This window comes from Pseudomonas sp. GCM10022186 (assembly GCF_042656385.1).
In the GTDB taxonomy this organism is placed as follows: domain Bacteria; phylum Pseudomonadota; class Gammaproteobacteria; order Pseudomonadales; family Pseudomonadaceae; genus Metapseudomonas.
This window is the reverse complement of sequence record NZ_JBHSOU010000070.1, coordinates 1-19,624: the sequence shown is the minus strand read 5'-3', so window position 1 is coordinate 19,624 and position 19,624 is coordinate 1. Positions and strand designations below refer to the sequence as shown.

Annotated in this window: 19 protein-coding genes; 4 read left to right on the top strand and 15 right to left on the bottom strand. The window is 62.7% G+C overall.

The features are described 5' to 3' along the window. The 7 genes from uvrY to ACFPU0_RS25455 form a co-directional block, all read right to left on the bottom strand. Window positions 1–645, bottom strand: coding sequence for a UvrY/SirA/GacA family response regulator transcription factor (uvrY, locus tag ACFPU0_RS25485; RefSeq protein WP_377696083.1), 645 nt, complete (start codon window positions 643–645; stop codon window positions 1–3). A gap of 290 nt (window positions 646–935) precedes the next feature. Further along, window positions 936–1,559, bottom strand: a complete 624-nt coding sequence (locus tag ACFPU0_RS25480) for an SCO family protein (protein ID WP_377696247.1) — start codon at window positions 1,557–1,559, stop codon at window positions 936–938. 39 nt (window positions 1,560–1,598) lie between these two features. Further along, on the bottom strand, window positions 1,599–3,272 hold the full coding sequence (locus ACFPU0_RS25475; protein WP_377696082.1) for a multicopper oxidase family protein: 1,674 nt from the start codon (window positions 3,270–3,272) through the stop codon (window positions 1,599–1,601). A gap of 493 nt (window positions 3,273–3,765) precedes the next feature. Further along, complete coding sequence (locus ACFPU0_RS25470; RefSeq protein ID WP_377696081.1) at window positions 3,766–4,299, bottom strand: DUF4345 domain-containing protein; 534 nt, start codon at window positions 4,297–4,299, stop codon at window positions 3,766–3,768. 181 nt (window positions 4,300–4,480) lie between these two features. Next, a complete protein-coding gene (locus ACFPU0_RS25465; protein ID WP_377696080.1) occupies window positions 4,481–4,903 on the bottom strand; it encodes a hydrogenase in 423 nt (140 codons plus the stop codon). A gap of 102 nt (window positions 4,904–5,005) precedes the next feature. Beyond that, window positions 5,006–5,758 carry a tetratricopeptide repeat protein gene (locus ACFPU0_RS25460; protein WP_377696079.1) on the bottom strand — a complete coding sequence of 251 codons (753 nt, stop codon included), beginning with the start codon at window positions 5,756–5,758 and terminating at the stop codon, window positions 5,006–5,008. Between the two features lie 442 nt (window positions 5,759–6,200). Further along, window positions 6,201–6,638 carry a hypothetical protein gene (locus ACFPU0_RS25455; RefSeq protein WP_377696078.1) on the bottom strand — a complete coding sequence of 146 codons (438 nt, stop codon included), beginning with the start codon at window positions 6,636–6,638 and terminating at the stop codon, window positions 6,201–6,203. Here ACFPU0_RS25455 and ACFPU0_RS25450 point away from each other — a divergent pair. Both ACFPU0_RS25450 and ACFPU0_RS25445 read left to right on the top strand, forming a co-directional pair. Next, window positions 6,637–7,119: a hypothetical protein gene (locus ACFPU0_RS25450; RefSeq protein ID WP_377696077.1), complete on the top strand. Its 483-nt coding sequence runs from the start codon at window positions 6,637–6,639 to the stop codon at window positions 7,117–7,119. The genes ACFPU0_RS25455 and ACFPU0_RS25450 overlap by 2 nt on opposite strands. Window positions 7,120–7,650: 531 nt before the next feature. Next, window positions 7,651–7,851: a hypothetical protein gene (locus tag ACFPU0_RS25445; protein WP_377696076.1), complete on the top strand. Its 201-nt coding sequence runs from the start codon at window positions 7,651–7,653 to the stop codon at window positions 7,849–7,851. Between the two features lie 482 nt (window positions 7,852–8,333). Here the strand turns inward: ACFPU0_RS25445 and ACFPU0_RS25440 are convergent, their stop codons facing one another. From ACFPU0_RS25440 to ACFPU0_RS25405, 8 genes are all read right to left on the bottom strand, one after another. Continuing rightward, window positions 8,334–9,245 carry a LysR substrate-binding domain-containing protein gene (locus ACFPU0_RS25440; RefSeq protein WP_377696075.1) on the bottom strand — a complete coding sequence of 304 codons (912 nt, stop codon included), beginning with the start codon at window positions 9,243–9,245 and terminating at the stop codon, window positions 8,334–8,336. A gap of 42 nt (window positions 9,246–9,287) precedes the next feature. Then, complete coding sequence (locus ACFPU0_RS25435) at window positions 9,288–10,229, bottom strand: HlyD family efflux transporter periplasmic adaptor subunit (protein ID WP_377696074.1); 942 nt, start codon at window positions 10,227–10,229, stop codon at window positions 9,288–9,290. A gap of 10 nt (window positions 10,230–10,239) precedes the next feature. Beyond that, window positions 10,240–10,446: a DUF1656 domain-containing protein gene (locus ACFPU0_RS25430; protein WP_377696073.1), complete on the bottom strand. Its 207-nt coding sequence runs from the start codon at window positions 10,444–10,446 to the stop codon at window positions 10,240–10,242. Further along, on the bottom strand, window positions 10,436–12,592 hold the full coding sequence (locus ACFPU0_RS25425) for an FUSC family protein (RefSeq protein ID WP_377696072.1): 2,157 nt from the start codon (window positions 12,590–12,592) through the stop codon (window positions 10,436–10,438). The genes ACFPU0_RS25430 and ACFPU0_RS25425 overlap by 11 nt, the downstream gene beginning before the upstream one ends. Window positions 12,593–12,617: 25 nt before the next feature. Continuing rightward, entirely contained in the window at window positions 12,618–13,562 is a 945-nt protein-coding gene (locus tag ACFPU0_RS25420; protein WP_377696071.1) for a pirin family protein, read from the bottom strand. Between the two features lie 27 nt (window positions 13,563–13,589). Next, window positions 13,590–14,153: an NADPH-dependent FMN reductase gene (locus tag ACFPU0_RS25415; protein WP_377696070.1), complete on the bottom strand. Its 564-nt coding sequence runs from the start codon at window positions 14,151–14,153 to the stop codon at window positions 13,590–13,592. A gap of 144 nt (window positions 14,154–14,297) precedes the next feature. Continuing rightward, entirely contained in the window at window positions 14,298–14,924 is a 627-nt protein-coding gene (ycaC, locus tag ACFPU0_RS25410; protein WP_377696069.1) for an isochorismate family cysteine hydrolase YcaC, read from the bottom strand. A gap of 315 nt (window positions 14,925–15,239) precedes the next feature. Continuing rightward, complete coding sequence (locus tag ACFPU0_RS25405) at window positions 15,240–16,106, bottom strand: pirin family protein (RefSeq protein WP_377696068.1); 867 nt, start codon at window positions 16,104–16,106, stop codon at window positions 15,240–15,242. Between the two features lie 334 nt (window positions 16,107–16,440). Between ACFPU0_RS25405 and aceE the strand changes: the two genes are divergently transcribed. Continuing rightward, the gene (gene aceE / locus ACFPU0_RS25400; RefSeq protein WP_377696067.1) at window positions 16,441–19,086 is read left to right on the top strand and encodes a pyruvate dehydrogenase (acetyl-transferring), homodimeric type; all 2,646 of its coding nucleotides are present in this window, start codon (window positions 16,441–16,443) and stop codon (window positions 19,084–19,086) included. A gap of 11 nt (window positions 19,087–19,097) precedes the next feature. Then, the coding region (locus tag ACFPU0_RS25395) for a biotin/lipoyl-containing protein (protein ID WP_377696066.1) at window positions 19,098–19,624 on the top strand (527 nt) is incomplete at its 3' end.

The window sequence follows — 19,624 nt, the reverse complement described above, 5'->3', positions numbered from 1 at the left end:
TTAACTGACGGCGTCCACCATGCCGTGTCTTACGGCCAGCAGCGCCAGTTCCACGTCGCTGGAAATAGAAAGCTTGTCGAAGATTCTATAACGGTAGGTGTTCACCGTCTTCGGCGACAGGCAGAGCTTGTCGGAAATGCTCTGAACCTTCTGACAGTTCGCGATCATCAGGGCGATCTGGATCTCACGCTCGGAGAGCAGGTCGAACGGCGAACCACTGGCCTGCGGCTGGAAGGACTTGAGAGCCAGCTGCTGGGCAATCTGCGGGCTGATGAATCGCTGGCCGGCAAAGACCTGGCGAATGGCCTGGATCATTTCCTCCAGGGCAGCGCCCTTGGTCAGGTAACCGGCAGCACCAGCCTGAAGCAATCGAGTCGGGAACGGATCTTCCTCGCAGGCGGTCACCGCCACGACCTTGATGTCATCATGGCTGCGCAGCAGCTTGCGAGTCGCCTCCAGGCCGCCGATGCCCGGCATCTTGACGTCCATCAGGACCACATCGGGCTTGAGTTCCCGCGCTTTTTTCAGCGCCTCTTCACCACTATCGGCCTGCCCAACCACTTGCAGGCCGTCAACGTCGGCCAGCATGCGGGTAATCCCCGTTCTTACCAGATCGTGGTCATCGACCACCAGCACCCTAATCAAGCGACACCTCTCAGTGCATCGCGCGCTGCGGCGGCAGCAAGCTTGTTCGAATGAGGCTCACATTAGCAAATGACCGCAGAATGACCTAGAGCCAGATGCGGGGAGCGTCAAATGAAAAGCGTCAATTTTCAATCCCCAATTATAGTAGCGGGATGAAAATCACGCGCGAGCGAAAAACCAAAGCGCATAGTTTACAACCACTTGCTCTGTTCGGCTGATGTGCTGGCTGACAAGTATGAATGTGCAGGCCCGAGGGTGCCCCTGTAAAGCCAGAGACACCCTCGCACCTTTCAGGACGCAACGCCCCACTCGCGGTCAACGTGGTTCAGAGTTGAAAGGATGTGCTGCGTACCGGTCAGTGCCGGCGCCATGGTCCACCGCTGGTACCTGTCGTTCCCCATGCGCACCAGACCGGTGTGACTGGTCAGGTCGCGATCGACTTCGGGATTGATGTCATAGAAGCCCAGGCTGTACCGGATCGCCTCGATAGCCTCGGGCTCTCCGGTGAGGAACTGCCAGCCGGGGCCGATGTGGTGCTTCTGTACATACGCCTCGAGCACCTCCGGAGAATCCAGCAATGGCTGCAGGGTTATGGAGTACATGAAGACACTCCGCCCTACCCTATCGCCCAACAGCTGTTGAAGCTGATGCAGATTGGCCGTCATGGTCGGGCATTTCCCGGTGCACTGGGTGTACATCATATTGAAGGTGACCACCTTGCCGCGGATGAGGTCGTCATAGAACTTCACCTTGCGGCCCTCATGGGTGTAAAGCGTGACATTCGGAAGCGGGATCGCTCCGCCCCCCGGTTCAGGCGAGGCCTCCAGCAAGCCACCGCTACGAGTGGCCGCCCAGCCGGCCAGCAACGCGGCCGCGCCACCGATTCCAGCCAGCATTGTTCTTCGCGTATTCATGATCATTCCTCCCACCTCGGAGATGCTGCGCAGTCGGCCTCACACGATGTCCCAGCGCAACATCATGGCGTGGTCTTCGTGGATCAGGTTGTGACAGTGCATGGGGTACTTGCCCTTGTAGTCGCGGAAACGCAGGAACACCCGCAACGTGGTGAACGGCTCGACCACATAGACATCCTTGCGCCCTTGTTCATGGGCAGGAATGGGAACACTGACGCCCTTGACGATCTTCTGGATGATCCTGCCTTCCTCGAAGTGGATGTGGATGGGGTGGGTCCAACCGTCATCGACGTTGGACAGTTCCCAGATCTCGTAGCCGCCCTTGGGAATCTGTGCCCGTGGTTCGTTCACATCGACGAACTTGCCATTGATCGCCCACATCCCCTTGTCGCGCTCGAAGATCCAGCGCCGCACCGGCGCCGAATTGATTTCCGCCTGGGTGATCACCGGCAATGGCCGCAAGCTGGTCGGCACGCGGCTCAGGTCCTGTGCCGACGGGAAACGGTCGACGATGATCTTCAACACCCGAACACCGGGGTCCCTGATGTCCTTGGGTCCGCGGGTCAGCTCCTGGCGGACCCGGTTGACCAGGTACAGTTGGGTTCCTACCAAGTACCTGGAGAAGTCGACCACTATATCGGCGCGCTCGGCCACGCCGAGGCTCACGCTGGTCTGGTTCAGCAGCGGCGCCGGAAGCAGGTTGCCGTCATTGGCGATATAGGTGAACTTCTGCATCACGCCATTCGGCGACACCAGGGCGAAGTTGTAGAAGCGACTCGGTCCGGTGTTCAGCAGGCGGAAGCGGTACTTGCGCGCAGCCACGCGCAGCACCGGTTCGATCCGCCCGTTCACCAGCACCTTGTCGCCCAGCACCCCTTCCGGATTGACCTGGTCATAGAACAACTTGCCGCTGGCGTCGAAGCGCCGATCATTGAAGTTCAACGGGTAATCGTAGGGATGGCTCGGCAGCCGAAGCGCATTGGGGTTCGGATCGGCTTCATTGCCTGAGTCCAGTTCGTCGAACAGGCAATAGAATCCTGCCAGCCCGAGATAGAGATTGGGCGCGGTAAAGTCCAGGGTATGGTCGTGGTAGAAGAGCGTACCCAGCGCTTCGGTAGGGTCGCCAGCGAGGTCCTGCCGCGCTTCGAATCCGGCCTTCACGTTGGAATAGAGATGGTCCTTGAACCTCCCGTTGGCCGAAAGCGTCGGGCCATGCTTGTTGGGGCTGTAGTAATCACCCGGGAAGCCATCGCTCTCCGAGCCGCAATGCAGGTTGTGCAAGTGAGTGGAAATTTCTGGAGTCCCGAACCCCACATGGTTCTGTGGCAACTTGTTGTGGATACGGCAGATCAGCGGGCGGCCATAGCGCGCGAAGAACGTGGCGCTGGGCATGGTCAGGTCTGGATTGGTGTTGGCCTGGTAGCCCCATATCCGCTGCGGCGGATAGGAGGGGCTGTATACCCAGTCGTTTCGCTCCGTTGCGCTGATCTCGTAGAACAGCGCTCCCGGAGAGAACTCCGCCCAGCGTTGATGGGTATTGCGCCCACACTCACCCGCAGCGATGTTGGCAGTTCCGGTGGGCGCAGGGCTCAGGGACGGCACCGCCGCCACCGGATTCACCTGCTTGGGCAACTCATGGGCCCAGGGCACAGTGGCCGGGCTGGGAGGAAACACGGGCGGCGCGGTTTCGGCCCGGGCCTTTGTACCGGTCATAAGCAGCGGCGCCGCCATCGTCGCTGCCGTCAGTTTCAGAAATGTCCTTCTCCCCTCGCCGTCGGCCGAGTCCTCAGGCCGATCTGTCGCGTGCTCGCAGTCAGGGCGTTTCATGACTCTCTCCAGTTGCCAGCCCTCGACACCGGGAGGACGCCTTGAGGCATCTCGAATGGGAACCGCACCGGTGAGAATATGGGCTAATTGAGCATTCGCTCGTTTGGTTCAGCGCCGCAGAACGTCAATAACATGACTAAAGAGGAGTTGTTTCAAAATGTAAATGCCACATAGCCACCAAATTGACGCTTCCATCGGAAGGGCCGACCGGGGCGACAAAGCAGGCCGCAACGGGGAGTAAGCAGCCGAAAGTTCCTGGTAAGGGGGCGACAGGGAAAAACCTGCCGGATGACGATTGTTTGACGATATCGGATGCGACTTGGCAAACCTGAGGACCAAGGTGCCGGTTCGGTGGCAGGGATCTGGGAGCCTGATGCTGCTAGTCCCGCCGATCGGGATCAACCGATGAGGGCGGCGGCGTAACCGCCTCGTCGGCCCGTTCCATGACAGACCGGCGTACGCTGTCTCGAGGGAGCGACTCCAGGTCGTCGTCGAGATCGGCAATCGGTTCCGTTTCGGCCGGTACGTGGTGCTGCGCCAACCGCCCCAGGGCAACGGCAGCCAGTAGGGCACTGACGAGCTTGTAGATCAGCGAACTGATATCGAAGTTCTGCAAAGTGCCGTCGTCCAGCCACAGTGAACCGATACGCGCCAGGACCAGCATTGTTTGCATCAGGAGCAGCATCACCAAGGCCGCACGCATCAGCTCGCGCCCTCGCAGCGACCAAAGCAGGAAAAGCGCCAGCCCCACCTGCAAGCCACCGTAGTAGACGCGGACATTGCTGACCGAAGCGGCCTCCATCAGCAACATGCCATTGAGATTGGCCATTTCGTAGGGGCGAAACCAGTACGCCAGGCCAAAACCGGCGAACACCACGACCTGAAGAATCAGAACCAGCCGAGCAAGTAGCATCTCCGTTGTTCCTCTGATCGGCAGCTATCTGCAGCAGACACTCAGCCGGGCCTTCCGTTCGCCCATCCGTCGCAGATGGCGCTGAGTCGAATAGTGTCGTCGAGAAGCGCAGGACAGCTGGAGACGACCAGCCCCTGGCGCGCCTTCGCGCCTGGGTGTATCGGTGCTGCCGGCGGAGTCTTCAGCCGGCCCGCGGTCGAAATCCCCACAGCAGAAGCAGCGCGGCGACGATCATCGAAATGCCGACACTGGCAAAGCCCAGTGTCACCAGGCTCTCCTGCCACGGCTCCGCTTCGTACCCCGCCCCGGTGACTGGAGACAGTGCAGCCGTCCCCATGACCGCGGCCAGCGTCGTGAACAGCCAGTTGGCGTATGCGCCGTATAGAAGCGTCCAGTACGCAAGCGAGCGTGCGGACGAGCCAAGACACACCTCCGTCCAGGCAGCCCCGATGGCCAGGAGAAGCATGCCGTTCATGATGCCTTCGAGATGCGCCGCCAGCCCCATCCGCGGATTGGTGAACTGCGCTTCGGCCAGGCCGGTAACCAGGCCGAGCAAAAAGAGAAACATCCCATTGCACAGCAAGCGCCGCCGGGCCTCGTTCATTTCGCCCCCTGACATGAGCCGGATCTCTTCGCTCCACAGTCAAATCTAGGCGGGGTCTCACGGGGCGCCAGTTGGTCAACCTCAAGCCATGGGTTTCAGGACTCAGCCACGTACCAGGTAGGCACCTTGCGGAACTCGGCCCTGCAGTTTCCTGCACTTGCCAGGCGCTGGCTGCTGTCCTGCCGGGCGATCAGGAAACCAGATTCGGCACTTGCCGCGCGGCGGCATGTGGCCACGGGGAATGCGTACCTCTCCATAGACTGGCGGCGCCTCAAGGGAAGTCGCCTGTAGGCCGCCTTCACCCGCAGCCTGCCAATCACCTGCTTGACCTGCCGACACCATTGCGGCATAGGGCTGCACGCCTCCGGGTTCGATAGCGGCTATTCCGGCCGCACGCTGCCCATCTACCTCCTGATCCAGGCCCACCCGGATCTCAGCCAGCTCATCCACCTCCACCTCTGCCTCCGCACCGGTCGACACGCCTGGCCCCATGGCTTGCCGGGCTGCCTGGATCAGTTGGAGATTGCGATTGCGCAACTCGGCATCATTGCGAGCGCGCGCATTGGATCTTGTGGCCAGGGCTACGGCCTGCACGTACTGCCCCTCCTGGAACCGCACTTGCCCCAGATAATGCAAGGTAGCGGGGTTGTTCGGCTCGATCCGCAAGGCCCGCTCCAGCGTATCGCCGGCCTGCTCCACCTCGCCAAACTCCAATTGCAGCGATGCTGCCTCCAGCAGCGCAGTCGACGCGCTGTTGTTCGGCTGGACCACCCCGCGATCAGCGGAAAGCGCAGATAGCGAAGCGACCGTCCAGGTGGCCAGCATCAGGATCGAAATAAGACTCTTGGGTTGCATCGAGGGCGTTCTCACCTGATTCGGGACCGAGGTCACGGCGCGCGGGCAATGAGTATTTTTCTGTTATCAGCCATCAGCTGTAGTCCGGCGTCACACAGGTGGGCCTGGCACACGTATGGCGGTGGTTTCCGACCCTGGCTACCGCTCTGAAGTTCCCACCGGACGCCAGCGCCTGTCGATGCCGATGCTGTGCCCAGCCTGGCACTCAAGTCGGCCGCATACAGGCCAAGTCCTGATGTTCGGTCGTTGACACTCGGGCTGAGAGGACTAAGTTAGTTTTGTGGGAAAATTTCCCACAAAACCACTTTTACTGACCCAAAGAGAGGGTGCGGAAAACGGCAGTTGCTCATTCTTTGCTTCATATGGATGGCCGCGCCGGGTCGCTGGTCGTTCAAATGGGCAGCTGGGAATTTACTGGTCATTGCGTTCGATAAGGAGATGACTACGCAACTCCAAGCGGAGGTGCATCATGCTGCTCAAGAAATGTTTGTTGGCTCTGGCCATTGGTGGAGTCCTGTCGGCATCGACAGTCCTGATGCCCGATTACGTCAGCAGTTTCTCCAGCGTGCATGCCAAAGATGGCGGTGACGGCGGAGGCGGTGGTGGCGGTCACGGTGGTGGCGGCAGTGGTCACGGTGGTGGCCACGGTGGAGGCAGCGGCGGTGGCCACGGCGGCGATGGAGGCGGACACGGCGGTGGCGGCCATGGCGGCGATGGAGGTGGACACGGTGATGGCGGCCATGGCGGCGATGGAGGTGGACACGGTGATGGCGGCCATGGCGGAGATGGAGGTGGACACGGCGGTGGCGGACATGCTGGCGATGGCGGCGACCACGGTGGCGATGGTCATGGAGGCCCGGGGCGCGGAGATGCCGATCATGGAGTCGCTGGCAACCGAGGGCCTGGAAATGCCCATGACGATGATGCGGATGCAGACAGAGACGCAGCCAGGGATGCTGCAGATGCCGCCAGAGACGCGGCAAGAGCTGATGCAGACGCTGCCAGGGACGCGGCCAGAGATGCTGCAGATGCAGCCAGGGATGCGGCAAGAGCTACGGCGGACGCAGCCAGAGACGCCGCCAAAGCGGCTGGCGACCCGAACGCCGATGCAGCGAGAGATGCTGCCAGAGCTGAGGCGGACGCGGCCAGGGACGCTGCCAAAGCCGCTGCAGATGCTGCCAGGGACGCTGCGAAAGATGCCGCGGACGCCGCCAGAGAGGCTGACGATGACGCCGCAGATGCTGCCAGAGAAGCCGCCGAAGAGGCCGCAGATGCTGCCAGAGAGGCTGCGGAGGACGCCCCTGACGCACCGGACGTCGACGTGGTTGAGGTACAGCACTAGGTCAGCGAGTTCCGACTGAACACACTGGCGTACCAGTAGAGAGGGTCCCGGGAGCTTGAGGGACGTATCAGCAGGGAGTCGCAACCCAGACGAGCCATGGGGTTTGCGACTCCTCCTCATTTATTTTCCTGATCCGCTGACTACTTGAACCACACCTGCCCAACCGTGCTCGGGAACGCCCAATTCGAGAGCCTGCCTGGATTCCTTTTCAAACCTCACCATCTCCCTCCACCGCACCGAGCCGCCGGAAATCCAGGTCACAGAGCGCGACAACCGCACGATTCAACGACGGGTGCGCCTCACCCCCCACAACAGCGCCAACAGTCGGGGTACAGCTCTACCGTCAAGCTCTCCAGGCACCAACGCCTGACTCATAAGCACGGACGGCCTCGACACCGTCGGCATGCCGAATCGCGCGCTGTCCCCCACCACCGAAACGGCGGCCGCCCCTATCCGCCTGAAAAGATCCGTAGCGACTTCAGGGTTGCGAGACCGGCAATGTCCGACTATCAAAAACGTTCCACTTCTTACCTACACAAGGAGTTCCACCATGAGTGCACGCTTCTCGGTGAAAAGGGTCCCACGAGCACAGGCCAAAGGGATCAGAAAGGTTGAAGTCATAGGAGGAACAACGCTTGATGCTTACTGGTACCGGATAATCGACCGGGCGACAGGCGACTTTGTGGGCGGTAAGCATGAAGAAGAGGCCATGGCGGTGGGCGAATGCGAGAAGCTGAACACCAGGAGCTGAACTCCGCCAGGGGTCGAACCCGGGAAGGCCGCTGGGATTTCACGAGCTTTTCACAAGCCCGGGAGCACAGTGAATTTCAGCTGAAGGACCAGCTCCATCCGAAGTACACAAAACCCCGCCCCTGCTCGCGCGGGGTTTTGTGTTTCTGGCCCTTTGCCTGTTTTCTGCGCTCTTCCGTATCGGGGCCCATAGTGGATGCCTGCCCACCTGAAACGCACCGGCCGGAGGCCGCCATGAACAGACGAGACTTCCCGGGTCATTGCCAATGCAGGGCCGCTCCATGCTCCCCGCTCTCGCGGGTCAGCAGCAGGCTGAACGCGTCATTGGCTGGGAGCTTCTGGGACGTCGTGCGGTACGCATGGGCGACTGGAAAATGATCTCACTCAAACCACCTTTATGGCACTGGCCAGTCGCAGCTTTTCTCAGCCCGCCCTTGGACCAGCCCAAAGCACGAGTCAGGGCCTGCGCCACTGCCAGCACGCTCATGAAAATGCCAAAGACTCCTGTTCGAACGCCTCGGTAAGGAAATCGATCAGCTTGCGCACCGCGGGCATCAGGCCGCGACGGGAGGGGAAAATGGCGACCACCTCCCCCATCCTGGGGACCCAGCCTTCAAGCACATTGACCAGACGCCCGCTCGCCAGGTCATCCTTCACGAACGCCTCGGGAAGCAGTACCGCCCCAACACCTGCCAGCGCGCCCTCCCGTAACACGGCGACATCGTCGGAAACCATTCGCGGGCGAAAATGAATGGACGCCACCGCCCCGTCCGGCCCCTCCAGCTCCCATGTGTAGTCCTGCACGTTCGACCCCCAGCACAGGCTTGGCAGCTCGAACAGGTCCGCTGGCCCGAGGGAACCCGTGTGCCCCGCAAGAACGGACGGTGCCGCCACCAGGCACTGACGACTCTGCGCCAATGTCCTCATGACAAGCTCACTGCTTTCCAACGGCTGGTGGCGGACGCTCAGGACCAGATCGAAGCCTTCGCTGATGACATCGACGCGCCGATTTAAGCTCTTGACCAGCAACTCCACCACCGGGCACTGAGCCATGAATCGCGCCAGCATGGGCGCCAGTCGGGAGTCCAGCAAGGGTGTCGAACAAGCGATTCGCACCACGCCGCGTGGCTCGGCCCGGGTCCGTTCTATCACGTCCTCGGCCGCACGGGCCTGCGCCAGCATCGCCACGCAATGGTGGTAATACTCCAGGCCGACTTCGGTGACGGAAAAATGTCGAGTCGAGCGTTGGATCAGGCGCACGCCCAGGCGCTCTTCCAACAGCGAAACACGCCGACTCAGACGGGACTTGGGCAGGCCCAGCTTGCGGCCAGCGGGGGCGAACCCGCCGTGTTCGACAACCTTGGCGTACAAGTACAGATCGTTCAGATCGAACATGGCGACATGCCCGATCGCATTGCTGCATGCATCATCCCGGACCTACTCGAGAATGGTGACGGTGGCAGTGGTCCCGGCCCGCAGCGGCGATGCCCCTTCAGGGCGCGGGTCCAGGCGCAGGCGAACCGGGATACGCTGGGCGAGCTTTATCCATGTGTAACTCGGATTGACGTTCGCCAATAGGCGGCTGCCCGGAAGGTTCTCGCGATCGGTGATGGCGAAGGCGATGCTTTCCACCGTGCCCTCCAGCTCCTCTCCGCTCATCAGCGCGATCCGGGCGCGGCTACCGACGCGGATGCGCGGCAGCTTGGTTTCCTCGAAATAACCACTGACATGGAAGGAGTCGCTGTCCACCAGGGCCAACAGTGGTGATCCCGGCTGGGCGAAATCGCCCTTGCGTGTCAGCAGGTTGGTGACATAACCGCTTACCGGCGCCAGCAATCGGGTGCGCTCCAGATCCAGGCGCGCCTGCTGCAACGAAGCCTCGGCAAGCTGGACGTTGGCCTGTGCCAGGCCCAGGTTGGACTGCTCCTTGAGCAGTTCGGCCTCAGCGACGGCGACGTCGGTGCTGGCCTTTTCCCACTCTTCGTTGGATATCGCCGAGCTCAGCCTCAGCTTCTGGCGGCGCTGCTCCTCGCTGCGGCGCTGCCTCAGCAGCGCCTGGTTGGCGACTATGGATGCCTGCGATTGCCCCAGTGCGGCGCGCGCCACTTCCACCGCCCGTTGCGCATGCAGCACGGCCAGCTCGTAGCGGGCTGGATCTATCTGCAGGAGCAGGTCGCCCTTCCTGACGAACTGGTTGTCCTGCAATGGCAGCTCGACGATGCGCCCGCTCACCTCGGCGGAGAGCGTCACCACATCGGCCCGCACCCGGGCATCACGGGTCCAGGGGGCACGGGTGTAATGCTCCCAGGCGAACCAGCCAAGGCCGAATGCAGCGAGCACTGCGGCGAGGGTCAGCGACCTGGACAGCAAGGGTTTCATCGCAGGCATTTCAGACACTAACTCCCATCAAAATCACCAGAACCGCACAGATCGCTGCATACAAGGCCCCCTGGAATAACGCCGGATGCCAGGCGAACGCCAGGACGCCCAGGCGCCGCAACAGCGCATCGAGCAGCAGGAACAGCGGCAGGCTCAGCAGCAGCACCTGGGCAATCGGCGGCAGGTAGACGCCGCCCAGTTCGAAATCAGCGGGCATAGGCGCCCTCCTCTCGCGGCAACGGACCCGGCAAATCCATCAGATGGTGGTAGCGCTGCAACAACGCCACCGCGATCGACAGCGCCACGCGCATGATGAACAGCCTGCGCAGCTCTTCACGGCCATGGTTCAGGTGCGCCTCATGAAGCTCGTCCATCGACCGGCCAATCCGCTGCATTTCCTGCAGCAGTCCGTTCAGGTCGACGACCCGGCATCCCCCTATGTAATCGGCCATATCCCGCAGTCCCTGCTGCAACGCCGCCCGGACTTCCGTTGGCAGCGCCTTGCTGCTCGCGCACTGTTCGTTCGCTTGCGCCAGCGCCACGGCCAGGCCGACGCACATCAGGTTGCATTCGAAGACCTCCCTGGAGCGTGAACCAGTGGTTGCCGGCAGCAGGCCGATCATCATCGCGAGTCGATCCAGCATGCGGCTCTCGAAATCGAATTGCCCGGCTGGGCTGGCCGTCCCGGTGACCTGCCGGCGGACATCCTCGCGGGAGGTGCGGAACAGCCAGGCGATCCGTTGCTCTGGATTGAAGGGAAACACCAGCGCAAACACCACCATCGAGAGGAGCCCGCCTGCCAGGTACGCCCCGGCGAACTCGAACCACTGCATCGCAGTGTTGTGGTAGATCCCGACATTCTGCGGACCGACCATCAGCAGCGTGATCAGGCCGATGCCCATGCCGATGCCGGCGGTCACGGGGCTGGCCAGCCCCACCGCCACCAGATAGAGCAAGGGCGCCAGGCACAGCGCGAGCATCTCGAAATCGCCAAAGACCGGCAGCAAGGCGAACTGGTAGATCGCCGACAGGCCGATGGCCACCACCAGCCCTCTGTTGTAATTCTGGCTGGCCAGCAACGGGCGCGGGAAAGTGGCCATCAGCGAACACATGACCGCCACCAGGATCAGACCGGCCCGCGCCCCGTCCCAGGCCGTCTCGATCCAGAGGTAGCCCGCGAGGGAAAGCGCCAGGAAGGCACGCACGGCATTCATACCGGCCAGGCGGAAGTCCAGGTGGAGCGCATTCAGGCCACCCCGGCCATAGGGGCAACTGGCCGCTCTCCCCTGCTGGATGGCCTCGTTGAGCTCTATCAGTTCATCCAGTTGCTGCAGCAGGCGGGCTTGCTCCCAGCGCAACGCCCAGGCCAGGGAGCGCAGGTGGGTAGGCAGCGGTTCGATCAGGAACTCGGCCCGGTCAGCAGCCTCGTCGAAGCCCTGATGAATATTCCGAAGAGCGTCACGGCTGGCCGGTGGCAAGGCCATGCCATCACGCGCCAGCTCGTCCAGGCTGGCCAGTTCGCGCTGGCGCAGCAGCTGGATGTCGGCTGGCAACGGCCCTTGCCAGTGCTGCCGGATCAGCTCGCGCTGCTGCCGCAGGACCAGCAGGCGTGAGGTCAGCAGGACCAATTGATTGGCGAACAGCTGCACCAGGCCATCGGCGCTCCGCAGGTGCGGCGCATCGAAGTAGAGGTGGCGGCGCAGGCTCTCCAGTGCGCTGATCTCGCTGACCAGTTGTGCCTGGCGCTGGCGAAATGCGGCCTCATCCTCTTCGGTTCGAATCACCGCAGCAGCGTGAACGGCGATGAGTTTGACCAGGCCGTCGACCTTGGCGAAGTAACCTTTGGCCACCGCCTGGGGACGCGCCGTCAGCAGGCTGACGAAACCGACACAGGCCACTGCCAGGAGGGTCTCCGTCAGCCGCGTGATGGCCAGCAGCAGCGTGCCATCCGGCTCCGGAATAGCCAGCATGGCGACGATCACGGCGGTGAATCCGCTCAGCACGAAGGCATGGGAATCCGTGTAACGCAGCAGCGTACCGCCCGCCGTGCAGAACGCCAGCCACAACGCCAGGCAGATCAGGAACGGCCCCGGCGCCTGCGGGAACACCGCCATGATCAACACTGCCACGGCGGCGCCCAATCCGGTCCCCAGCACTTGGGCGAAACTGCGCTTCAGCGTCATGCCGGCCAACGGCAGGCTGATGATGACCACCGTCATCAAGGCCCACTTCGGTTGATCCAGATCGAAGATGAAAGCCAGGTACAGGCAGAGCAAGCCGGCCGCCACGGTACGCAACGCAAACAGCAGGACCTCACGCCCCGGACGCAGGGCAATCTTGAAGTAGGTGATCAGCGGGTTCATTGAGTGCCCTGGAACAAACCGGCCGCTACGACGCTCGCCAGGGCAGAGCGGGCGCAACCAGGCGAGGTCCATCGAACCCGATCACCTCACCGAACCTGGCGCTCCCCTCCTCCCAGTCACGCTGTGCGTCAGCAATCTCGGCCTTGCTGTGACCGACGAAGTTCCACCACAGGAAGATCTCCTCGGTGAATGGCACGCCGCCAAGCAGGATGCCCCTCGCGCCGGCCGGGGCGCCCAGTTCGAGCGACTCCAGGCCGCGGCCGAGATAAGCCAGTTCATTTTCGGCAAAGGACTCGCCATTGATCCGCCACTCGCCGATCAGCGGCAGGACGCAGTATTCGAAGGTCGGATCGAGATCCAGCCGGGTGTTCGCGGCATCAAGGGTGGCCAGGTCGATGCCCAGCAGTGGCGAGAAGGTCCTGACGGGAGCTCCGCGCCGGCCAGAATTCCCGGCGAGCAGCGTGAAGCTGAAACCGTCGGCCTGCCAACGAGGCAGTTCGGCATGGTGCTCGAATGCCGGGGCACGATCACGCTCCACGGCCGGCAAGGCGATCCACAACTGCACGGCGTGAAGACGGCCCTCGCCCAGCAAGGACTCCTCGGTATGGGCGATGCCGTGACCGGCGGTCATCAGGTTCACCTGGCCGGGACGGATCACCTGGGCATTGCCCAGGCTGTCGCGATGCAACACTTCGCCTTCGATCATCCAGGTGAAGGTCTGCAGGCCGATATGCGGATGCGGCCCGACCCGCAGGCCATCGCCGGATTTGAAGACCGCCGGGCCGGCATGGTCGAGGAAACACCAGGCGCCGACCATGCGCCGATGCCGCGAGGGCAGCAGCCGGCTGACCGAAATGCCACCGCCGATCTCGGCACTACGGGAGGTGATCCGCTGGATGGCGCGAGTGCCATCCTTCACCGGACAGTCGCAGGAAGAGGACAGCTCACAGCGGGTTTCGTGGGTACTCATCGCTTGGTCTCCATCATCCGGGGCCACTCAGCTCCTGTGACTCAGGGCCCAGTCCTGGAGCGCGACGAGCAGGCCGCGAAGGTACTCGCGGGTCGCCTCGTCGGTCAGGTTCCCCTGCTCATCGAACAGCTTCTGGGCGGTGGCGATCATCAGCTCGGGCCGGTTCAGCGGCCGCATGTCCAGGAAGACCATGCTTTGCCGCAAGTGGTACTGGGCCCTCGCCGTGCCGAAGCGGCCGGCACTGGCCCCCATCAGGGCGACAGGCTTGCCGGCGAAGGGTTGCTCCGGCGGACGCGAAACCCAGTCGATGACGTTCTTCAGCACCCCTGGCACTGAATAGTTGTATTCCGGCGTGGCGATCAGCAGCGCATCGGCAGCGCGGATCTGTTCGCGCAAGCGCTCGACGGCGGGCGGAAAACCATGCGCGTAAATGTCTTCGTTGTAGAGCGGAATCTCGCTGATATCGGCGAGCTCGATGACCATGCCCGCTGGCGCCAGGCGCGTGGCCTCATGCAGCGCCGCGGTATTGAAGGAGCCGCGCCGCAAACTGCCGGAAATGCCCAATACCTTGATCAAGGGCGCATCGGTCATGGCCGCTCTCCTCACTCGATAATCTGGCTGATTGTGAAACGCCTGATCCTCTCATCACGGGAGGTGCAACCCTGCACCTCCCGCGAATATTGAAGTGGCCAGCCCGGTAACCATGCACTGAGGCATGGCTACCAGGATTGAAGGTCACTTACCCGAATTCAGCGTGAAGAAGCTGGTCATCAGGTTACGGTAGTCCGGGATGTGATTGGAGAACAGCGTGCCCAGGCCTTCGATGTCGTTGCGCCAGTCGCGGTGCAGTTCGCAGGCCACGCCGAACCAGGTCATCAGCTGGGCGCCGGCGGCTTCCATGCGGCGCCAGGCGGCGTCACGGGTGACTTCGTTGAAGGTGCCGGAAGCGTCGGTGACCACGAACACGTCGAAGCCCTCTTCCAGCGCCGACAGTGCCGGGAAGGCCACGCACACCTCGGTGACCACGCCGGCGATGATCAGCTGCTTCTTGCCGGTGGCCTTCACCGCCTTGACGAAGTCTTCGTTGTCCCAGGCGTTGATGTTGCCGGGACGGGCGATGTAGGGCGCATCGGGGAACTGTTCCTTCAGCTCCGGCACCAGCGGGCCGTTGGGGCCGTTCTCGAAACTGGTGGTGAGGATGGTCGGCAGCTTGAAGTACTTGGCCAGATCGGAGAGGGCCAGCACGTTGTTCTTGAACTTGTCCGGCTCGATATCCCGCACCAACGAGAGCAGACCGGTCTGGTGGTCAACCAGCAGTACAGCGGCGTTGTTCTTGTCCAGACGCTTGTATTGGAAAGACATGGTGAGTCTCCTTGCTTTGGTTAAGGACCCGTCCTTATGGGGCAGGTCTGGGGATCAGTTGTGCCGGGAATCCAGCACTTTCTTGTCCTTGGCCCGTGCCGGGCGTTCATGTTGATCGCTCTGAAGCATCGCTACGTCATCGCGGTCAATCCTGGGACCCTGCCGTTGAAGTTGGCGACCTGTGCAAAATTGCTCATAGTCCTCTCCTCTTGTTCGGGAACCGGCCATCCCGGCCATGGCGGTCGAGCCGCAGGCCCACAAGTCCACTGTGGGGATTAATCAGACTAGGCAATGACCCGGTCCGAAATCTGACCGTCAGTCGTTCATCTGGCCGAAGCGGCCGGCCTGGAAATCCTCGATCGCCTGGCGTATCTCTGCTTCGCTGTTCATGACGAAGGGCCCGTAGCCAACGATGGGCTCATCGATGGGTTCGCCTGAGAGCAGTAGCACCAGCGCCTCATCGTTGGCCTCCAGCAGAACCTCGTCGCCGGTCCGATCGAAAAGTACTGTCTGCGCCTCGCGGACCACTTGAGAACCATTCACCTGCACTGTGCCGCGCAGTACCACCAAGGCAGAGGTGCGCCCCTCGACCATTGGCAATGACACCGGCTTTTCGCGCTTGAGCCGCAGGTCCCAGACATCGATCGGCGTGAAGGTCTGCGCCGGCCCTCGGCGCCCCTCGAATTCCCCGGCGATCAGCCGCAGTGACCCGGCGCCGCCGGCAAGAGGAATGGCAGGAATAGACTGGTCAAGGATGGTCTGATAGCGCGGAGCCGACATCTTGTCGCGGGCCGGCAGGTTTACCCAGAGCTGCACCATTTCCAGGGTGCCGCCGCTGCGGGCAAAGGCCTCGGAATGGAACTCCTCATGGAGGATGCCCGAGGCCGCTGTCATCCACTGCACGTCACCGGGGCCGATCAATCCGCCGGCACCGGTGGAGTCGCGGTGCGCAAGCTCTCCCCGATAAACGATGGTCACCGTCTCGAAGCCACGATGCGGATGTTGACCTACACCTCGGCGCTGGGAGGTCGGTGGGAAATCATGCGGCCCCGCAAAGTCGAGCAGCAGGAAGGGACTCACATGCTTGCCCAGACTATCGTAGGAAAACAGCGTGCGAACCGGGAAGCCGTCACCCACCCAATGGGGCCGAGGACTGGTGTAGACGCCGAGAATCTTCTTCATTGCGGAGCTCCTGAAGCCAGTGGCAGTAACGCTAGCTCCGCAACGACAACCTCGGTAGCCCCATTGATTCGCCCTCAGAGTTCTATTTCGTGAACACCGAATCCTCTCCCATCGGTGGTAAAAACGTGGTCCTTCAAGCGCGGTAACTCTCCAACCAGGCGCGACAATCGGTAGGACGCCCCATTGGATTGATACCCGTTTCCACGGCGCGACTGACATTGTCCCGAGGAGTGCGCCTCAGGATGTCGTCGGCCATTACAGTGCTCGACCAGACGGTGGGCACAGACGATGACACCAGCCCCACGCCGGTGGGGCCCAACCTGTGGAGCCCGTCATGCAAGACCTCGATCCCGTCGAAACCCAGGAATGGCTGGATTCCCTGGAGTCCGTTCTCGAGTACGAAGGCGAAGACCGCGCGCACTACCTGCTCACCCGCATGGGCGAGCTGGCCACCCGCGGCGGTACCCAACTGCCCTACGCCATCACCACGCCGTATCGCAACAGCATTCCGGTGACCCACGAAGCCCGCATGCCCGGTGACCTGTTCATGGAACGCCGCATCCGCTCGCTGATCCGCTGGAACGCGGTGGCCATGGTCATGCGTGCCAACCGGCTGGATCCGGACCTTGGCGGGCACATCTCGACCTTCGCCTCCTCGGCCACCCTCTACGACGTTGGCTTCAACCACTTCTTCCAGGCCCCCACCGACGAGCATGGCGGCGACCTGATCTTCATCCAGGGGCCGATCGCCCCCGGCATCTACGCCCGTGCCTTCCTCGAAGGCCGCATCAGCGAAGCGCAGTTGAATGACTTCCGCCAGGAGGTGGACGGCAAGGGCCTGTCCTCCTACCCGCACCCCTGGCTGATGCCGGACTTCTGGCAGTTCCCCACCGTGTCCATGGGCCTCGGCCCGATCCAGGCGATCTACCAGGCACGCTTCATGAAGTACCTGGAAAGCCGCGGCTTCATTCCCGCCGGCAAGCAGCGGGTCTGGTGCTTCCTCGGTGATGGGGAGTGTGATGAGCCCGAGGCGCTGGGCGCCATTTCCCTGGCCGGCCGCGAGAAACTGGACAACCTGATCTTCGTCATCAACTGCAACCTGCAGCGCCTCGACGGCCCGGTTCGCGGCAACGGCAAGATCATCCAGGAACTGGAAGGCGTGTTCCGTGGAGCCCAGTGGAACGTCAACAAGGTGGTCTGGGGCCGCTTCTGGGACCCGCTGTTCGCCAAGGACGTGAACGGTAGCCTGCAGCGCCGCATGGACGAAGTGGTCGACGGCGAGTACCAGAACTACAAGGCCAAGGACGGCGCGTACGTCCGCGAGAACTTCTTCAACACCCCGGAACTCAAGGAGATGGTCAAGGACCTGTCCGACGATGAGATCTGGAGGCTCAACCGTGGCGGCCACGACCCCTACAAGCTCTATGCGGCCTACCACCAGGCGGTCAACCACAAGGGCCAGCCCACGGTCATCCTGGCCAAGACGGTGAAGGGTTATGGCACTGGCGCCGGCGAAGCGAAGAACATCGCCCACAACGTCAAGAAGGTCGATATCGAAAGCCTGAAGCTGTTCCGCGACCGTTTCGACATCCCGGTCAACGACGCCGACCTGGAACAACTGCCCTTCGTGCGCTTCGCCGAGGACAGCCCCGAATTCAAGTACATGCAGGCACGCCGCGCCGCGTTGGGCGGTTTCATGCCGAAGCGCCGCGCCAACAGCTTCAGCATCCCGACCCCGCCGCTGGACACCCTGAAAGCCATCCTCGACGGCTCGGGCGACCGTGAAATCTCCACCACCATGGCTTTCGTGCGCATCCTCGCGCAGCTGGTCAAGGACAAGGAACTGGGCCAGCGCATCGTCCCGATCATCCCGGACGAAGCCCGTACCTTCGGCATGGAAGGCATGTTCCGCCAGCTCGGCATCTACTCCTCGGTCGGCCAGCTCTACGAGCCCGTCGACAAGGACCAGGTGATGTTCTACCGCGAGGACAAGAAGGGCCAGATCCTCGAAGAAGGCATCAACGAAGCGGGCGCCATGTCCTCCTTCATCGCCGCCGGCACCTCCTACAGCAACCACAACCAGCCGATGCTGCCGTTCTACATCTTCTACTCGATGTTCGGCCTGCAACGCGTGGGCGATCTGGCCTGGGCGGCGGGTGACAGCCGCGCCCGCGGTTTCCTGGTCGGCGGCACTTCCGGCCGGACCACCCTCAACGGCGAAGGCCTGCAGCACGAGGATGGCCACAGCCATATCCTGGCCTCAGTGATCCCCAACTGCCGCAGTTACGACCCCGCCTACGGCTACGAGCTGGCAGTGATCATCCGCGAAGGCATTCGCCAGATGATCGAAGAACAGCAACACGTCTTCTACTACATCACCGTGATGAACGAGGCCTACCAGCAACCCGCGCTGCCGATCGGTGCCGAGGAAGGCATCATCAAGGGCATGTACCTGCTCGAAGAGGACAAGAAGGACGCCGCGCACCACGTGCAGCTGCTGGGCTCGGGCACCATCCTGCGCGAGGTCCGCGAGGCGGCGAAGATCCTCCGCGAGCAGTTCAACGTCGGTGCCGACGTCTGGAGCGTCACCAGCTTCAACGAACTGCGCCGCGAAGGCCTGGCCGTCGAGCGTCACAACCGCCTGCACCCGGAGCAGAAACCCAAGCAGACCTACGTCGAGCAGTGCCTGGCCGACCGCAAGGGCCCGGTCGTGGCGTCCACCGACTACATCAAGCTGTTCGCCGACCAGATCCGCCAGTGGGTGCCGAGCAAGGAATACAAGGTCCTCGGCACCGACGGCTTCGGCCGCAGTGACACCCGCAAGAAACTGCGTCACTTCTTCGAGGTGGACCGTAACTGGGTAGTCCTGGCGGCCCTGGAAGCGCTGGCGGACCGCGGCGAGATCGAACCCAAGGTGGTGGCCGAAGCCATCGCCAAGTTCGGCATCGATCCTGAAAAACGCAACCCGCTGGACTGCTAAGGAGCCTAGCGATGAGTGAACTGATTCGCGTACCCGACATCGGCAGCGGCGAAGGTGAAGTGATCGAGCTGTTCGTCAAGGTTGGCGACCGTATCGAGGCCGACCAGAGCCTGCTGACCCTGGAATCCGACAAGGCCAGCATGGAAATCCCGGCCCCCAAGGCCGGCGTGATCAAGAGCCTGAAGGTCAAGCTCGGCGATCACCTGAAGGAAGGCGACGAGCTGCTGGAACTGGAAGCAGAGGGTGCCGCCGCAGCGCCCGCGCCGGCCCCCGCCGCAGAGCAGCCTGTGCATCGCATCCCGGAAGGCGCCCACCCGATCGCCGCCGCCGAGGTCAAGGCCATTGCCGCACTGTCCGCCGCTGCCGCCGGCAGCCCCGGCGTGCCGGAGCGCTCCAGCGGCGCCAAGGTCCATGCCGGTCCGGCGGTCCGCCAGCTGGCCCGTGAGTTCGGCGTCGACCTGACCGCCGTTCCGGCCACCGGCCCGCACGGTCGTGTGCTCAAGGAAGACGTGCAGGCCTACGTCAAGGCCATGATGCA

What these genes read in the sequence shown, in the direction of transcription:
- ACFPU0_RS25420 (WP_377696071.1), bottom strand. Translation starts at nt 13,562, where the DNA reads ATGAGTACCCACGAAACCCGCTGTGAGCTGTCCTCTTCCTGCGACTGT.
- ACFPU0_RS25435 (WP_377696074.1), bottom strand. Translation starts at nt 10,229, where the DNA reads ATGAAACCCTTGCTGTCCAGGTCGCTGACCCTCGCCGCAGTGCTCGCT.
- ACFPU0_RS25480 (WP_377696247.1), bottom strand. Translation starts at nt 1,559, where the DNA reads ATGAATACGCGAAGAACAATGCTGGCTGGAATCGGTGGCGCGGCCGCG.
- ACFPU0_RS25450 (WP_377696077.1), top strand. Translation starts at nt 6,637, where the DNA reads ATGGAGTCGCTGGCAACCGAGGGCCTGGAAATGCCCATGACGATGATG.
- ACFPU0_RS25455 (WP_377696078.1), bottom strand. Translation starts at nt 6,638, where the DNA reads ATGATCGGCATCTCCGCGCCCCGGGCCTCCATGACCATCGCCACCGTG.
- ACFPU0_RS25475 (WP_377696082.1), bottom strand. Translation starts at nt 3,272, where the DNA reads ATGACCGGTACAAAGGCCCGGGCCGAAACCGCGCCGCCCGTGTTTCCT.
- ACFPU0_RS25425 (WP_377696072.1), bottom strand. Translation starts at nt 12,592, where the DNA reads ATGAACCCGCTGATCACCTACTTCAAGATTGCCCTGCGTCCGGGGCGT.
- ACFPU0_RS25460 (WP_377696079.1), bottom strand. Translation starts at nt 5,758, where the DNA reads ATGCAACCCAAGAGTCTTATTTCGATCCTGATGCTGGCCACCTGGACG.
- ACFPU0_RS25465 (WP_377696080.1), bottom strand. Translation starts at nt 4,903, where the DNA reads ATGAACGAGGCCCGGCGGCGCTTGCTGTGCAATGGGATGTTTCTCTTT.
- ACFPU0_RS25445 (WP_377696076.1), top strand. Translation starts at nt 7,651, where the DNA reads ATGAGTGCACGCTTCTCGGTGAAAAGGGTCCCACGAGCACAGGCCAAA.
- ACFPU0_RS25430 (WP_377696073.1), bottom strand. Translation starts at nt 10,446, where the DNA reads ATGCCCGCTGATTTCGAACTGGGCGGCGTCTACCTGCCGCCGATTGCC.
- aceE (WP_377696067.1), top strand. Translation starts at nt 16,441, where the DNA reads ATGCAAGACCTCGATCCCGTCGAAACCCAGGAATGGCTGGATTCCCTG.
- ACFPU0_RS25440 (WP_377696075.1), bottom strand. Translation starts at nt 9,245, where the DNA reads ATGTTCGATCTGAACGATCTGTACTTGTACGCCAAGGTTGTCGAACAC.
- ycaC (WP_377696069.1), bottom strand. Translation starts at nt 14,924, where the DNA reads ATGTCTTTCCAATACAAGCGTCTGGACAAGAACAACGCCGCTGTACTG.
- ACFPU0_RS25415 (WP_377696070.1), bottom strand. Translation starts at nt 14,153, where the DNA reads ATGACCGATGCGCCCTTGATCAAGGTATTGGGCATTTCCGGCAGTTTG.
- ACFPU0_RS25405 (WP_377696068.1), bottom strand. Translation starts at nt 16,106, where the DNA reads ATGAAGAAGATTCTCGGCGTCTACACCAGTCCTCGGCCCCATTGGGTG.
- ACFPU0_RS25470 (WP_377696081.1), bottom strand. Translation starts at nt 4,299, where the DNA reads ATGCTACTTGCTCGGCTGGTTCTGATTCTTCAGGTCGTGGTGTTCGCC.